General features: G+C 71.4%; 16 protein-coding genes. 5 read left to right on the plus strand and 11 right to left on the minus strand.

The window, feature by feature from the left end; translation table 11 throughout:
- The 4 genes from C1J01_RS37685 to C1J01_RS37700 form a co-directional block, all read right to left on the minus strand.
- Window positions 1-1,391: beta-N-acetylhexosaminidase (locus tag C1J01_RS37685; protein WP_111183758.1), on the minus strand; the 1,391-nt coding region annotated here is incomplete at its 3' end.
- Window positions 1,388-2,230, minus strand: coding sequence for an N-acetylmuramoyl-L-alanine amidase (locus C1J01_RS37690; protein WP_111183748.1), 843 nt, complete (start codon window positions 2,228-2,230; stop codon window positions 1,388-1,390). The genes C1J01_RS37690 and C1J01_RS37685, both read right to left, overlap by 4 nt.
- 82 nt (window positions 2,231-2,312) lie before the next feature.
- Window positions 2,313-2,561, minus strand: a complete 249-nt coding sequence (locus C1J01_RS37695) for a hypothetical protein (protein WP_043621500.1) — start codon at window positions 2,559-2,561, stop codon at window positions 2,313-2,315.
- Between the two features lie 121 nt (window positions 2,562-2,682).
- Window positions 2,683-3,729 carry a LacI family DNA-binding transcriptional regulator gene (locus C1J01_RS37700; protein WP_438943171.1) on the minus strand — a complete coding sequence of 349 codons (1,047 nt, stop codon included), beginning with the start codon at window positions 3,727-3,729 and terminating at the stop codon, window positions 2,683-2,685.
- 222 nt (window positions 3,730-3,951) lie between these two features.
- On the opposite strand from C1J01_RS37700, the gene C1J01_RS37705 reads away from it, so the two are divergent.
- Window positions 3,952-4,521: a TetR/AcrR family transcriptional regulator gene (locus C1J01_RS37705; protein WP_111183749.1), complete on the plus strand. Its 570-nt coding sequence runs from the start codon at window positions 3,952-3,954 to the stop codon at window positions 4,519-4,521.
- 252 nt (window positions 4,522-4,773) lie between these two features.
- On the opposite strand, the gene bldC is transcribed toward C1J01_RS37705, so the two are convergent.
- Both bldC and C1J01_RS37715 read right to left on the minus strand, forming a co-directional pair.
- Window positions 4,774-4,977, minus strand: a complete 204-nt coding sequence (gene bldC / locus C1J01_RS37710; protein WP_013133571.1) for a developmental transcriptional regulator BldC — start codon at window positions 4,975-4,977, stop codon at window positions 4,774-4,776.
- Window positions 4,978-5,299: 322 nt separating this feature from the next.
- The gene (locus C1J01_RS37715; RefSeq protein WP_111183750.1) at window positions 5,300-6,163 is read right to left on the minus strand and encodes a DUF8083 family protein; all 864 of its coding nucleotides are present in this window, start codon (window positions 6,161-6,163) and stop codon (window positions 5,300-5,302) included.
- Window positions 6,164-6,270: 107 nt separating this feature from the next.
- On the opposite strand from C1J01_RS37715, the gene C1J01_RS37720 reads away from it, so the two are divergent.
- Window positions 6,271-7,350 carry a Leu/Phe/Val dehydrogenase gene (locus C1J01_RS37720; protein WP_111183751.1) on the plus strand — a complete coding sequence of 360 codons (1,080 nt, stop codon included), beginning with the start codon at window positions 6,271-6,273 and terminating at the stop codon, window positions 7,348-7,350.
- A 151-nt stretch (window positions 7,351-7,501) separates the two neighbouring features.
- On the plus strand, window positions 7,502-7,732 hold the full coding sequence (locus C1J01_RS37725) for a DUF3073 domain-containing protein (protein ID WP_111183760.1): 231 nt from the start codon (window positions 7,502-7,504) through the stop codon (window positions 7,730-7,732).
- 130 nt (window positions 7,733-7,862) lie between these two features.
- On the opposite strand, the gene purM is transcribed toward C1J01_RS37725, so the two are convergent.
- The 4 genes from purM to C1J01_RS37745 are packed head-to-tail and all read right to left on the minus strand — an operon-like array spanning window position 7,863 to window position 11,608.
- Window positions 7,863-8,888: a phosphoribosylformylglycinamidine cyclo-ligase gene (gene purM, locus C1J01_RS37730; RefSeq protein WP_111183752.1), complete on the minus strand. Its 1,026-nt coding sequence runs from the start codon at window positions 8,886-8,888 to the stop codon at window positions 7,863-7,865.
- The gene (gene purF / locus C1J01_RS37735; protein ID WP_111183753.1) at window positions 8,885-10,321 is read right to left on the minus strand and encodes an amidophosphoribosyltransferase; all 1,437 of its coding nucleotides are present in this window, start codon (window positions 10,319-10,321) and stop codon (window positions 8,885-8,887) included. Before purF ends, purM begins: the two co-directional genes overlap by 4 nt.
- A gap of 51 nt (window positions 10,322-10,372) precedes the next feature.
- The gene (locus C1J01_RS37740) at window positions 10,373-11,119 is read right to left on the minus strand and encodes an SDR family NAD(P)-dependent oxidoreductase (protein WP_111183754.1); all 747 of its coding nucleotides are present in this window, start codon (window positions 11,117-11,119) and stop codon (window positions 10,373-10,375) included.
- Window positions 11,120-11,155: 36 nt separating this feature from the next.
- On the minus strand, window positions 11,156-11,608 hold the full coding sequence (locus C1J01_RS37745; protein WP_111183755.1) for a MarR family winged helix-turn-helix transcriptional regulator: 453 nt from the start codon (window positions 11,606-11,608) through the stop codon (window positions 11,156-11,158).
- A 142-nt stretch (window positions 11,609-11,750) separates the two neighbouring features.
- Here C1J01_RS37745 and C1J01_RS37750 point away from each other — a divergent pair, with 142 nt between their 5' ends.
- Window positions 11,751-13,181 (plus strand): DUF4190 domain-containing protein, encoded by a 1,431-nt coding sequence (locus C1J01_RS37750; RefSeq protein WP_146615865.1) that lies wholly within the window; start codon window positions 11,751-11,753, stop codon window positions 13,179-13,181.
- Here the strand turns inward: C1J01_RS37750 and C1J01_RS37755 are convergent.
- Complete coding sequence (locus tag C1J01_RS37755) at window positions 13,178-13,600, minus strand: sterol carrier family protein (protein WP_181449192.1); 423 nt, start codon at window positions 13,598-13,600, stop codon at window positions 13,178-13,180. The two genes, C1J01_RS37750 and C1J01_RS37755, sit on opposite strands and share 4 nt — an antisense overlap.
- Window positions 13,601-13,730: 130 nt before the next feature.
- Between C1J01_RS37755 and C1J01_RS51525 the strand changes: the two genes are divergently transcribed.
- On the plus strand, window positions 13,731-13,947 hold a 217-nt coding region (locus C1J01_RS51525), incomplete at its 3' end, for a hypothetical protein (protein WP_146615866.1).

The raw sequence follows: 13,947 nt of genomic DNA on the forward strand, positions 1-13,947 counted from the left end.
CGGCCCGCCCACGCCACCTCCGCGAGCGCGCACGCCCTCGGCCACAGCCGGTAGTCCACCGTCCTCGGGTCGGGCACCCGCTCGCTCCACAGCTGCGCCTGCGCCCCCAGCACCCGCGACCGCTCCTCGTCGCTCCAGGAGGCGGGCGCCGGGTCGAAGGCGGCCACGTCGTCCACCGTGGTCGTGTCGCCGATGGCCATCGGCTCGTCGGGCGAGCCGGACTCGGCGTAGTCGAAGTAGAGCGGGAACACCGGTGTCGCCACGATGTCGTGCCCGGCCGCGGCCGCCCGCCGGCCCACGCCCATGCCGCGCCACGGCATGACGACCGTGTCCTGGCGCAGCCCGCCGCTGACGAACGCCTCGTCCCACACCACGGCCCGCGCGCCGCGCTCGGCCAGCGCGTCCGCCAGCCGCCGCAGGAACCACGCCTGCAGGTCGTTGGCCGTCGCCAGGCCCAGCGACTCGCGGTACGCGCCGATCTCCGGCGCGGCCGCCCAGTGGTCGAGCACCACCTCGTCGCCGCCGATGTGCACGTACGGCGTCTCGCCCAGCGCGCCCAGCAGCTCGTCGAAGACCGTGAGGAGGAAGTCGACCGTCGGCGGCAGCGGCGACAGGATCGCGGGGGAGATGCCCCACCGGTCGAGCACCTCGTGACGCTCCCCGGTCGCCCCGAACTCCGGGTACGCCGCCAGGATCGCCGACGCGTGCCCCGGCACGTCGATCTCCGGCACGACCGTGACGCAGCGGGAGCGCGCGTACGCGGCGATCTCCGCCAGGTCGTCCAGGCTGTAGTGGCCGCCGTGCGGGATGTCGTCGTACGTGGCCGGCTCCCCGTAGTGGCTGGTCACCGTACGCGGGCGGTGGGAGGCCACCTCGTGCAGCCGCGGGTAGGCCCGGCTCTCCACCCGCCAGCCCTGGTCGTCGACCAGGTGGAGGTGGAGCCGGTTGAGCTTGTGCACCGCCATCAGGTCGATCAGGCGCAGCACCTCCCGCTTGGGCAGGAAGTGCCGCGCCACGTCGAGGTGCAGCCCCCGCCAGGCGAACGCGGGCGCGTCCTCGATCCGCACCCCCGGCACGGCCCACGAGGCGCCGGCCGAGAACCGGTAGGAGGCGTCGGGCAGCAGCTGGTGCAGCGACTGCGCGGCGTAGAACGCCCCGGCCCGGCCGCCCGCTGCGATCTCCACCCCGCGCGACCCCACCGTCAGCCGGTACGCCTCCTCGCCCAGCGACGGATCACGGCGCACGTCGATCTCACCGGAGTCGCCGGGCCGCAGGTCGAGCCAGGGCAGCGCGAGGCGTACGGCGTCCACCAGGTCACCGGACACCGTCGCGCCGGAGCTCAGCACGTAGGAGGCGGAAAGGTCGTGAAGCAGCTCAGGACGAGGAATCATGATTCGAGATAGTGCTGCAATCCGTTCGCCAGCGCCATAGCGATCTTCTGGCGGAACTTCGGGTCGCGGAACTTGGCCGCCTCGGCGGCGTTGCGCATGTTGCCGCACTCGATGAAGACCTTCGGCACCGTCGACAGGTTGAGCCCGCCGAGGTCGCTGCGGTAGTCGAGCGCCTTGTTGCCGATGTAGTTGGAGTACGGCAGCCCCGTGCCCTCGCGGAAGGCGTCGCGCACGGCCACGCCCAGCTTGCTCGAGGCCCGCACGACCTTGTCCACCGGCCCGTTGATCTTCTTCGGCATGATGACGTGGAAGCCGCGGTCAGCCGGCGCCGCGCCGTCGGCGTGCACGGAGATCGCGGCGTCGGCGTCGGCGTCGTTGCCGATCGCGGCCCGCTCGGTGATGCAGGGCCCGACGCCGTCGTTGTCGGAGCGGGTCAGCTTGACCGTGGCGCCCCGGTTCTTCAGGATCTTGCGGAGCCGGGTGGAGACGTCCCAGGTGAAGGCGGCCTCGCTGTAGCCGTCGTCGGTGGACGTGCCGGTCGTGTCGCAGGCCTTCTTCTGCGTCAGCACGTCGACCAGGCGGTTGATCGCGGCCGGGTCGCGGAAGTTGCGGCCGTTGTGGCCCGGGTCGATGACGACCATCTTGCCGTCGAGCGGCTTGGCCTTCTCCGGCGTCTCCGGCACCGGCACCTCGGCCGGGCCCGGCGTGGCCGCGGTGGTCTGCCCCGCGCTCGTCGCGGGGGCGGCCTGACCTGCCGTGGCGCCATCGGTGCCGGCGCCGCCGCACGCGGAGGCGATCAGGCCGCTGATGACGAGGATCGTGGCTGGTAGAGCACGCATACCGTCCAACTTACGGCAGGCCGGGCGGTCGAGCCCCGGGTTATGCCGGTACGGCGCGCGTACGATCCTCGCCGGCACGTCCTCACCAGACGTGCTCGCCGACCTCCTGTCGTTCGAGCAGGGCGGCCAGCTCCCGCGCGTCCTCGGCGTCGAGGCCGAGGACGACGCGGGGGCGGCCCCACGGGTGGTCGAGCGAGTGGGCGACGTAGCTGGCGACCGACTCGGCGCCGCCGTCGGCGCCCCGGCCCCTGCCCGCCCGCCAGTGCCCCCAGGCGCGCTCGAGCTCTGCTGCGGCGCGCTGGGCACAGGACACCAGTTCCGGATCACGCATGACTGTTCCCCCCGGATCAGATCGTGACCGGACCGAATCCGGCCACAATTAGCATGACCCTGACGAGTAAACCGCCGTACGCCCGTGTCTCCACACGGCTTGACCCAGCTTTGGGCCGCTCTTAGGCGGGCCCCGTGCTCCGTCGCACGACTAACTCCGGCCGGATCTCCCGCAGGCGCGCGGCCTTGCCGGGGTCTCCGATCCGGTCGCTCAGCAGCGCGGCCGCCGACCGGCCCATCGCGCGGCGGGGCTGGTCGACCGAGGTGAGCGAGATGTGGTGCGAGGCCGACAGGTGCGTGTTGTCGTACCCCACCACCGAGAGGTCTTCGGGGACGCGCAGGCCCAGTTCGCTGGCGGCTGAGAGCACGCCGAGCGCGACCACGTCATTGGCGGCGAAGATCGCCGTGGGCCTGGGGTCGCGGGTCAGCAGCGCCGTCGCCGCCGCCCTGCCGCCGTCCTCGTCGGACTCGGCGGCCTCCACCATGATGTACGGCGCCAGCGCGTGCCTGCGCATCGCCACGAGGTAACCCTCGCAGCGCGACGCGCGCCGGCTCTCGATGTGGGCGATCCGCTTGTGGCCCAGCTCGACCAGGTGGTCGATGGCCATGCGGGCGCCGAGTTGATCGTCGTCGACCACGATGTCGACGCCGTCCAGCCGGGTGTCGCGTTCCCCCACCACGACGGTGGGGGTGTAGGAGGTCGCCTCGACCAGTGTCTCGCTGGTCGGCGCGATGCCGAGCAGCACGAGGCCGTCGACCCTCAGCTCGAGGAACGCCTCCACGGCCTCGTCCTCGAACGCCGGGTCCCACTGGCTGTTCCCGATGAGCATGCGCAGTCCGTCGCCGTGCAGGCTCTCCTGGAGGCCGTCGAGGAACTCCGCGTAGAACGGATTGTGCAGGTCGGCGACGAGCGCGCCCACCAGATGCGTACGTCCCTCGACCAGGCTGCGGGCGACCGCGTTCGGCCGGTAGCCGAGCTCGCGGGCTGCCTGCAGCACGGCCTGGCGACGGTGCTCGCTCACGTGCGGGGAACCGCGCAGCACGAGAGAGACGAGCGATTTGGACACGCCGGCTCGTTCGGCGACATTACGGATGGTCGGTCTCGGCCGAGGCAGTGCGTCTACCTCTCTCAGTTCGGCGATGGATGTGTTGACGGGCGGTCCTGACATGTGTCTCCCCCGCGATGCGGATATGGGCACCTGTCTCACCAAACGATCGACTTCGCGGCAGGGTACGGCCTCCGTAACGGATTGGCGTAACTCTTGTCACGGGACGGAGGATTTCGGCCGAGGGGGGTCGGCTACTGTGCAGGTGTGAAAGGCGGGGAGTCAGCCGGGAACACACGGCCGGCGCGGCGCAGGCTCAGCGTTGACCGCCGCAGGGAAGAGCTCATGGCGGCGGCGCTGGAGTTGTTCGGCACCCGCGACGTGGAAGACGTCTCCATCGACGACGTGGCCTCGGCGGCGGGCGCCTCGCGCGCCCTGGTCTACCACTACTTCGGCGGCAAGCAGGAGCTCTACGTGGCCGCGCTGCGCAGCGCGGCGCGGCAACTGGAGGCGCGGCTGCAGCCGCAGGGAGGCGGCAGGGCGCTCGACGAGCTGGCCTTCGGGCTCGGGCGCTACTTCGACTTCGTCGAGGAGCACGCGGCGGGCTTCGCGGCGCTGCTGCGCGGCGGCCCCGCCGGCAGGACGGGCGAGGTGGGAGAGATCGTCGACGGCGTGCGCCGCCGGCTTTTCGCTCTCGTGCAGAAACAGATGGGCGTCGAGGAGCCGGGCCCTGTGCTGCGCACGACTCTGCGGTCGTGGGTCGCCTCAGTGGAGGCGGCCGGGCTCGACTGGCTGGAGCACCGCGACATCGACCGCTCGACACTCGAGAGGATGCTGGTCGACCACATGGTCGCGCTGCTGGGCGTCGCCGCCGCCCACGACGGCGACGCAGCCGGTCTGATCGAGCTCTACTGATGGCCTCGCTCCGCGAGGCGGGCTCGGTCGCCTTGAATGCCGCCGTCTTCCCCCGCTCTGGTCGCTGCGCTCCCGCCGCCCCTCCAGACGACGGCAGCTCCCTCGCGGGCTCGTGAAGCGGAGAAGAGTGGCGCCGGGCGGGCGGCGCCAACTTCCGTCGCGACGTCGTGTCGTCACGAGTGGTGGACCGGGCCTCCAACGCCGGCCAGGTCCACCGACTGAACCCCCCTGAGGTCCGTGACGACGTTCCCGTTACTCGGAGCGCTGCTGCGGGATCCCCGCGAGCAGCGCGCGAACCTCGGTCTCCCGGTAACGCCGATGACCGCCGAGGGTGCGAATCGACGTCAACTTGCCCGCCTTGGCCCACCGCGTAACGGTCTTGGGGTCGACCCTGAACATGGTCGCGACCTCAGCGGGCGTGAGCAGTGGCTCGGCCTCGGGTGTACGAGCTGACATTTGTGCGGCCTCTCCTCCGTGTGGACCGGCTTAGCGATCCTGTGACTGCCTTTGCGCGTGTCACGGATGTCCCCCTATGGCACAGAGCGTGCGGCTTTTCTGAGCCATATGCGGCATCACCCGATGTGACCATACCGCCACGCTGAGCGATTGGCGAGCCCTTCTTTGACCCAACTGCCCGCCCCCGTGGCCATGTCACGCTCGGTGATTCTAGCGACACGGTTCGTGGTATCGCAGTGAAAACGGCAAACTACTCAGTTCGCAGAAGAGAGCAGCCGCGGAACGTGACCTACTCATGCAGGTCAGACACCCGTATTGGGGTTCAGTTGGCAGATTCCAGCAGTTGCATTGACTTCCACCGCAGGATGACTCTCTGGTACATGGCGTAGGCAAGTTCTTCTTGACCCGTGTCCAGCCCCGTCAGAGCGGCGGAGAGCTCCGCCACCGACTGGTCGGCCTGCAGCGCGTCGTCGTCCATCAGGTGGACGAGCCCGCCGTAGTCGAGCTCGACCAGCGAGTGCGGGTGGAACTCCTCCAGCCACCGCGCGACGTCCTCTACGTCGAGGGGGGCCGAGGTGTCGCCCAGGTGCCGGCGCAGCACGCTGAGCGCCCGCGCCGCCCGCCTCCTGGCCTGCGCCATGGACGTGACATAGATGAGGTTGCGCCCCGTGGTCGTCGTGACGTCCTGGCCCGGGTTGGCCGAGCCGAGCACCAGCCAGCGCTCGTTGCCGTCGAACGGCACGAACCACGAGGCCGGCACGTGCCAGGCCGTCGTGCGGATGTGGGTGCGCAGCGCGCCCGAGCCCGCCCGCCGCTTGTAGCGGTCGAAGTCGTCGGCCGTCTGCTCGGCGATCGCCTTCGGCACGAGGTGGTCCATCACCTTCACGGGCGTGGTGCCACGAAGCCGTGAGAACGCCAGCCACGAGCGCAACCGGGTCTGCCAAGGACATACGTACAGACGGTCCTCGACACGCCGTAGATAGGCGTTGGGGCTCTCCTGGGCGGGAACGGGTTCAGGGGGCATGCCGAGCAGGCGCATGACGGACTCGCCATGCTCCGCGTTGAGCGCGTTCGCGCGTCGCGGGCGGTCGCGTGAGTCGGCGTAGTCGGCCCACGCCTTGCGCTCGGGCTCGGCGAACGCGGTCAGCGGCTCATAGACACGGAGGTAGGCGGCATAGGGCAGCACGGAGGCATCGTGTCACGAAGCGACCCTGCGTGCACCGTCGCGCCGTCACTACTCTGGGAGGGATCTCCGCCGCGAAGGGGCGGCGGACCGGACAGGGAGTCACCACAGTGACCGACGTCTTCGGCACGTCCCACAAGGACGTCCACGAGCAGGTCGTCTTCTGCGCCGACGAGCAGAGCGGCCTGCGTGCCATCATCGCCATCCACAACACGGCGCTGGGCCCGGCCCTGGGGGGCACGCGGTTCTATCCGTACGACAGCGAGCAGGCGGCCCTGGCCGACGTGCTCAACCTGGCCAAGGGCATGTCCTACAAGAACGCGCTGGCGGGCCTCGACCTCGGCGGCGGCAAGGCCGTCATCATCGGCGACCCGGCCCGCGACAAGAGCGAGCCGCTGCTGCGGGCGTACGGCAGGTTCGTCGAGTCGCTCGGCGGGCGCTACATCACCGCGTGCGACGTGGGCACCTACAGCGAGGACATGGACATCGTCGCCCGTGAGTCGCGTTTCGTGACCGGGCGCACCGTCGCCAACGGCGGGGCCGGCGACTCGTCGATCCTCACGGCGTTCGGGGTGTTCCAGGGCATGCGGGCCTCGGCCGAGCGGGTCTTCGGCACCCCGTCGCTGCACGGCAGGAGGGTGGGGGTGGAGGGCGTCGGCAAGGTCGGCCATCGCCTGGTCGACCTGCTGCGCGAGGACGGCGCCGAGGTCGTGGTCTGCGACGTGAGCGAGCGGGCCGTCGAGCGGGTGCGCCAGCGCCACCCCGAGGTGGACGTCGTCGCCGACGCCCGTGCTCTGGTGACCGCCGACATCGACGTCTTCGCCCCCTGCGCGCTGGGCGGCGCGCTCGACGACGACACGGTGGCCGAGCTCCGGGCGAAGATCGTCTGCGGCGCCGCCAACAACCAGCTGGCCCACCTCGGTGTGGAGAAGCAGCTGGAGGACCGCGGCATCCTGTACGCGCCCGACTACGTCGTCAACTCCGGTGGTGTGATCCAGGTCGCCGACGAGATCCGCGGTTTCGACATGGAGCGCGCCAGGTCGAAGGCGGCCCAGATCTACGACACGACTCTGAAGATCTTCGAAATCGCCGCCGAGGAGGGCGTACCTCCCGCGGTCGCAGCAGATAGGCTGGCGGAGCGCAGAATGTCGGAAGTCGGGCGTATTCGGGCCATTTGGCTGGGCCGCTGACGCCCCGCGCCCATACGACGTACCGAGCTGGGCACAAAACAGGTACGGTAATAGGCGAACGATAGGCTGACGCCCAGAGTCAGGCGGCGTCAGTGTGTGGTGCGTTAGCGACGAGGGGTCGGGGACGACCCCACACGAGGGGGTCGAGCCAATGGGGCGCGGCCGAGCAAAGGCCAAGCAGGTCAAGGTTGCTCGCCAGCTGAAGTACAACAGCGGTGGCACGGATCTTGACCGTCTTCGCGACGAACTCGGGGTCGGAGACTCCAGCCGCAGTGACGACGCCGACGACCTCAACGATGAGCTGGCGGATCGCTATGCCGATTACGCCGATGACTACGGCGCCGGAGACGACGACGACAGCCGTCCTTCCGGCCGCCGGTAGTCGTTCTTCTGGGTGACGTGAGAGGGGCCCGGCGACGTGAGTCGCCGGGATCCTGATCACATTTCGTCGGGCCCCACGGGAAACCGTGGGGCTTTCGTCACGTGGTGGGGCCTTTTTCTGCTGCCCGCGGTCAGCGGTAGCGGGCCTGACCCGTGCCGGCGACGATCTCGCCCATCACCCAGGCGGGCATCCCGTGCGCCGCGAGCACCCGTACGGCCTCGTCGGCCGCGCCGGGCGCGACCACGGCCGCCATCCCCACCCCGAGGTTGAACGTACGGTCCATGTCGCGCTGGGCGATCTTCCCGTGCCCGGCGAGCACCTCGAAGATCGCGGGCGGCGTCCACGACGAGCGGTCGAGCACCGCGTCGAGATGGGCGGGCAGCGACCGCGACAGGTTGCCCTCGATGCCGCCGCCGGTGATGTGGGCGTAGGCGTGCACCTCGACCGCGCGGGCCAGCTCCAGGCAGGCGAGCGAGTAGATCCGCGTCGGCTCCAGCAGCTCCTCGCCGAGCGGCCGGCCCAGCTCGGGCAGCACCGCGTCGAGCGACAACGACGCCTCGCGCAGCACGTGGCGCACCAGGGAGTAGCCGTTGGAGTGGACGCCGGAGGAGGCCAGCCCCAGCACGACGTCGCCCTCGGCCACCCGATCGGGCCCGAGCATGGCCGACGCCTCGACCACGCCGGTGCCGGCGCCCGCCAGGTCGTATTCGTCGAGGCCCATCGCGCCGGGGTGCTCGGCCGTCTCGCCGCCGACCAGCGCGGCCCCGGCCAGGCGGCAGCCCTCGGCGACCCCGCCGACGATCTCGGCGATGCGCTCGGGCACCACCTTGCCGCAGGCGATGTAGTCGGTCATGAACAGCGGCTCGGCCCCGCAGACCACCAGGTCGTCGAGGACCATGCCGACCAGGTCGATGCCGATCGTGTCGTGCTTGCCGTACCGCTGGGCGATCATGACCTTGGTGCCGACGCCGTCGGTCGAGGTGGCCAGCAGCGGGCGCTGGAAGCGCAACAGCGCCGAGGCGTCGAACAGGCCGGCGAAGCCGCTGGCGTCGTCGACGACCTCGGGGCGGCGCGAGCGCGCCACCTTGTCCTTCATCAGGTCGACGGCACGCTCGCCGGCCTCGATGTCGACCCCCGCGGCCTCGTATGTACTCACGCCTTGCTCTCCAACACGAACTTGCCGACGTTGTCCTGGTCGATCGGGATCGGGTATTCGCCGGTGAAGCAGGCGCGGCAGAGCCGCTCGGCCGGGAGGGTGGTGGCCTGGGTCAGGCCCTCCAGGGAGATGTAGCCGAGGCTGTCGGCGCCCAGCGAGGCGCGGATCTCCTCGACCGACAGCGAGCCGGCGATCAGCTCGGCGCGGGTGGCGAAGTCGATGCCGTAGAAGCACGGCCAGGCCACCGGCGGCGAGGAGATGCGGACGTGGACCTCGCGGGCGCCCGCCTCGCGGAGCATCTTGACGATCGCGCGCTGGGTGTTGCCGCGCACGATCGAGTCGTCCACGACCACCAGGCGCTTGCCCGCCACGACCTCGCGCAGCGGGTTGAGCTTGAGCCGGATGCCGAGCTGGCGGATGGTCTGCGACGGCTGGATGAACGTGCGGCCGACGTAGGAGTTCTTCACCAGGCCCTGGCCGTACGGGATGCCGCTCTCCTCGGCGTAGCCCACGGCGGCGGGCGTGCCGGACTCGGGCGTGGGGATGACCAGGTCGGCCTCGACCGGGTGCTCGCGGGCCAGCACGCGGCCGACCTCCACCCGGGTGACCTGGACGCCGCGCCCGGCGATGGTGGTGTCGGGGCGCGCGAGGTAGACGTACTCGAACAGGCAGCCCTTGGGGTCGGCGAGGGCGAAGCGGCGCGAGCGCACGCCGCGCTCGTCGATGGTGAGCATCTCGCCCGGCTCGATCTCGCGGACGAACGTGGCGCCCACGATGTCGAGCGCGGCCGTCTCCGAGGCCACCACCCAGCCGCGCTCCAGCCGGCCCAGGACCAGCGGGCGGATGCCCTGCGGGTCGCGGGCGGCGTAGAGCGTCTTCTCGTCCATGAACACCAGCGAGTAGGCGCCCTTGACCTGGGGAAGCAGCTCGGCGGCGGAGTCCTCGATGGAACGCGTGCGGTCCTGCGCGAGAAGCGTGGTGAGGACCTCGGTGTCGGTGGTGGCGCGGATGGTGCCCGGAGCCAGGCGCTCAGCCAGCTCAGGGGTGTTGATGAGGTTGCCGTTGTGGGCCAGCGCGAGCCCGCCGTCCTCGGTGGAGCTCAGGGTCGGCTGGGCGTTCTCCCACACGCTGGATCCGGTGGTGGAGTAGCGGCAGTGGCCGATGGACAGGTGTCCGCGCAGCGTGCCGAGCACCGACTCGTCGAAGACCTGGGCGACGAGGCCCATGTCCTTGTAGACGAGAATGCGGCTCCCCTCGCTGACCGCGATGCCCGCGGACTCCTGGCCGCGGTGCTGCAACGCGTACAGCCCGTAGTAGGTGAGTTTGGAAACTTCCTCGCCCGGAGCCCAGACGCCGAAGACGCCACAGGCGTCTTTGGGTGCGCGGTCGTGGGGGTCCAGGTCATGGCCGAGCCGGCCGTCGCCCTTCAGCACATGCCTCAGTCTAGGTCGCCCGTTTCCGTGCTCGTACACCCGGGGCGGCCGTCACAGTGCGTGAGCGGACCTGCCGGCGTTCGAGCCGTCGCGGACGATCTCTCCGGTGAGGTTGCGGTTGGCCGCCGAGCCGAGGAAGAGGACGAGGGCCGCCATGTCGCCGGCCGTGGACAACCGGCGGGAGGGCGTGCGGGCGGCGAGCAGGTCGAGGGCCTCCTGGGGGATCGGGCGGGCCGCGTCGGTGACGGTCAGCCCGGCGACGGCCACGTTGACGAGGATGCCGTCGCGGCCGGCCTCCCAGGCGAGGGCGCGGGCCATGCCGTGCAGGGCCATCTTCGCCGTGCCGTACACGCCCGGGCCCGGCACGCCCTCCTCGGCGATGCCCGAGGAGACGAACACGATCCTGCCGAACCCCCTGCGCCGCATCCCGGGGAGCACCTGCTGGACGAGCAGGGCGTTGCCTGTCACGTTGGCGTGCAGGGCGGCCGCCCACTCGGAGGCGGGCACGTCCTTGAACGCGAGACCGCCCGGAAGGATCGTGCCCCAGCGGACGGCGTTGGCCACGAGGGCGTCCACCGGGCCGGCCGCGGCCACCGCGGGCGCGATGGTGGCGTGGTCCTCCAGGTCGAGGTGGACGGCCGCGGCCTGGCCGCCGCCGGCCCGGATGCGCTCGACGACCTCGGCCGCGCGGTCGGCGCCCATGTTGTAGGTGATGGTGACGCGCGCGCCGGTCTCGGCGTACGCGAACGCGGTGGCCTTGCCGATGCCGGACGAGCCGCCGGTGATGAGGACGTGCATGTGCGTGACTCCTTGATTAGCCGACTAATTAGCCAGCTAAGTCGAGTCGGTGTCGTGCTGGCAAGGCTGGTTCGCTCGCGGTGAAAACGGCATGGCGTGGACGAGTCGGGCGAGCAGGGCGCGCTCCTCAGGGGTGAAACCCTGCAGCAGCTCCTCCTCCAGGCGGTTCCAGATGTCCTCGACCGGCCCGCGCAGCGCCTTGCCCGCGTCGGTGAGCCGCACCCTGCTCACGCGCGGGCGTACGGGGTCGGGGGTGCGGTGGAGGAGGCCCGCGCGTTCCAGGCGCTGGAGGGTCTTGGTGACGGTCGGGGGCTCGACTCCCAGGCGGGCGATCAGCTCGCCCTGGGTCAGGCCGTCCTCCTTCCACAACTGGTTGAGGAGCATCTCCTGCCCCGCGTGCAGCCCGAGCGGGACCAGCGCGGCGGCGAACCGGTTGCGGTGCGTCTTGACGACCTTGATCAACGCGTACGTCAGGGTCTCGTCCAGCATGCCCTCATCCTGCCGGTCGCCTGGTGTTTTGGCGCGCGGTGACCCAAGAATGAGCGGCTCCTTACCGTGTCGTGCGGTTTAACGGACGCCATCCGCGAAAGGGTGAAGTATCCGGCATGCAGACCCGTCGGGAGACGCAGACGTGACCACACCTGGGGACCCGAACGAGCACGAGCCCCGCCCGGGGCGGCAGGATCGCCCCGAGACCGACCGTCCTTCCGAGGGCCGGCCTGGGCAGGGGGCATCGGAGCGTGCTCCGGAGGAGGAGACGGCTCCGGAGGGACCGCGGCCTCCCGAGCCGCTGCCCTATGAGAAGGGGCCCACCGGCGGGGACGAGACGCCGGAGGAGTGGTCCGCGGGCGGCCCGCCCGGCGCCGGCCCGACCGGCGGCGCCGCGCCAGGCCCCGTCCCGGGTTCCGAGGCGGGACGACACTCCGGCGCGGGCGAGCAGCCGTCCGGCGAGGGTGGTGGGGAGCAGTCGCGCGGGGGAGGTCAGGAGGAGCCGTCGCGTGAGGGCGCGCCTGAGGAACCGTCACGTGAGGGTGAGGGGCCGGCGCGTGAAGAGGAGCCGATCGCCCCTGAGCCGCCCGTGGTGCCCCGGCCCGACGTGCCGCCCACGCACGAGCCCCGGCCGGACGTTCCGCCCGCGCACGAGCCCCGGCCCGACGTTCCGCCCGCGCACGAGCCGCGTCACCCCGACCTGCCCACCGCGCCTGAGGTCCCCGAGCCCGCCGAGGGCGACGCGGAGCGTACGCAGGTGTTCCGGGTGCCCGGCGGGACCCCGCCGTACCCGGGGTGGGAGAGCGCCCCGCCCGAGGAGGGCGGCCCGGCGCGCCCGGAGCAGCCGGGCTTCGCGGAGCCCGCGGAGCCGTCGCGTTTCGAGGAACCCGCGAAGCCGCCGTCGCGCTTCGAGGAGCCGCCGAAGCCGCCGCCGTCGCGTTTCGAGCAGCCCGCGGAGCCCGCCGAGGAGCCCGGGCACCCGGGGTTCGCGGCGCCCGGCGGGCCGGCCGCGCCTGGTGAGCGGCCGGAGCAGGGCAGGCAAGGCCCGGGCGGCCCCGAGGAACGGCCCGGGGAAGAGGCGCGGCCGGAGGAAGGGCATGTGCCCGGAGCGCCGCCGTACCCCGGCCCGTACGGGGCCGCGCCGCACGACCAGGGCCCGATCGTGCCCGGCACGACGCCCTCCAGCCCGTACGGCGGCCCGCCCGGCTACCCGCCGCCGGGATCGCCCTACGGCCCGCCCGGAGGGGGATACCCGCCGTCGCAGCCCGGCAGCGGCCTGGCCACCGCCTCGCTCGTGCTCGGCGTGGCCAGCCCGTTCCTGGTGTTCGTCTGCTTCACGGGCCTGATCACGGCCATCCTGTCGATCATCTTCGGCTGCGTGGCGCTGGCCAAGCACGTCGGCAAGGGCCGCGCCATCGCCGGCATCGTGATCAGCATCCTGTCGCTGGTGCTCTTCGCGATCGTGGCGATCTGGTTCTGGAACGTGGTGCAGGACTGCGCCCACCTGCCGACCGCGCAGGCGGACCAGTGCTTCCAGGAACGTTTCCCCTGGATGAACGGCAGCCGCCGCTAGAGCGGCAGGTAATCCGACAGGTCGGCGCGGGATCCGCTGGCCGAGACCGCGCCCTTGGCCACGGCCTCGTCCCACGTCATCCGGCCCAGCGCGAGCGCGATCCAGGTGTGGCCGTCCATCTCGACCACGTTGGGCGGCGTGCCGCGCGTGTGGCGGGGCCCGGCGACGGCCTGCACGGCGGCGTACGGCGGCACGCGCACCTCGACCGTGCGGCCGGGGGCCGCGGTGGTCAGCTTGTCGAGCAGGTGGCGCACCGCCAGCCGGCCCGCGTCGCGCTCGGGACGCAGCCCCCGCTCGTAGGCGGTCAGCACGGCGGCCACGAGCGCGTCCGGCAGGGACGAGGCCGGGCCGTCGTAGGTCGGCTCCTCCAGGGCGACGAGTTGAGCGTCGAGAGCCGATCTCAACGATTCCGGGTCCATCTTGCGTCGTGCCACGTCACCATTGTCCTCCCTGGAATCGTTCATCGAGATGGAGATCGTCGTTCACCTGAGGTTTCGACGGTCACCGTAGCCTCCCGGCCGTAACCCCCGCACACCCCTTGGAGGACCTGTGGCGAACCCGAACGGGGGCAGGCGGCTCCTGCCGTTGCTCTCCACCCCCCACAAAGGCGGCCGATCCGCGCTGACCTGCCGGTTCCGCTGTGGCAACGCATGCGCCCACGAGGTGGCCAACACCTCCGAGAACGCCTACTTCGGCGACGTGGTGAAAGAGGCCCTTTCCCGGCGCGGCGTGCTGCGGGCCGGTGCGCTCGGGGCACCTGTCTCTT

The organism is Nonomuraea aridisoli (assembly GCF_003236395.1).
In the GTDB taxonomy this organism is placed as follows: Bacteria; Actinomycetota; Actinomycetes; order Streptosporangiales; family Streptosporangiaceae; genus Nonomuraea; species Nonomuraea aridisoli.

Bases quoted from the DNA above. Each gene is read 5' to 3' on its own strand.
- C1J01_RS37690 (WP_111183748.1), bottom strand. From the start codon at position 2,230: ATGCGTGCTCTACCAGCCACGATCCTCGTCATCAGCGGCCTGATCGCC.
- C1J01_RS37695 (WP_043621500.1), bottom strand. From the start codon at position 2,561: ATGCGTGATCCGGAACTGGTGTCCTGTGCCCAGCGCGCCGCAGCAGAG.
- C1J01_RS37700 (WP_438943171.1), bottom strand. From the start codon at position 3,729: ATGTCAGGACCGCCCGTCAACACATCCATCGCCGAACTGAGAGAGGTA.
- C1J01_RS37705 (WP_111183749.1), top strand. From the start codon at position 3,952: ATGGCGGCGGCGCTGGAGTTGTTCGGCACCCGCGACGTGGAAGACGTC.
- bldC (WP_013133571.1), bottom strand. From the start codon at position 4,977: ATGTCAGCTCGTACACCCGAGGCCGAGCCACTGCTCACGCCCGCTGAG.
- C1J01_RS37725 (WP_111183760.1), top strand. From the start codon at position 7,502: ATGGGGCGCGGCCGAGCAAAGGCCAAGCAGGTCAAGGTTGCTCGCCAG.
- C1J01_RS37740 (WP_111183754.1), bottom strand. From the start codon at position 11,119: ATGCACGTCCTCATCACCGGCGGCTCGTCCGGCATCGGCAAGGCCACC.
- C1J01_RS37745 (WP_111183755.1), bottom strand. From the start codon at position 11,608: ATGCTGGACGAGACCCTGACGTACGCGTTGATCAAGGTCGTCAAGACG.
- C1J01_RS37755 (WP_181449192.1), bottom strand. From the start codon at position 13,600: ATGGACCCGGAATCGTTGAGATCGGCTCTCGACGCTCAACTCGTCGCC.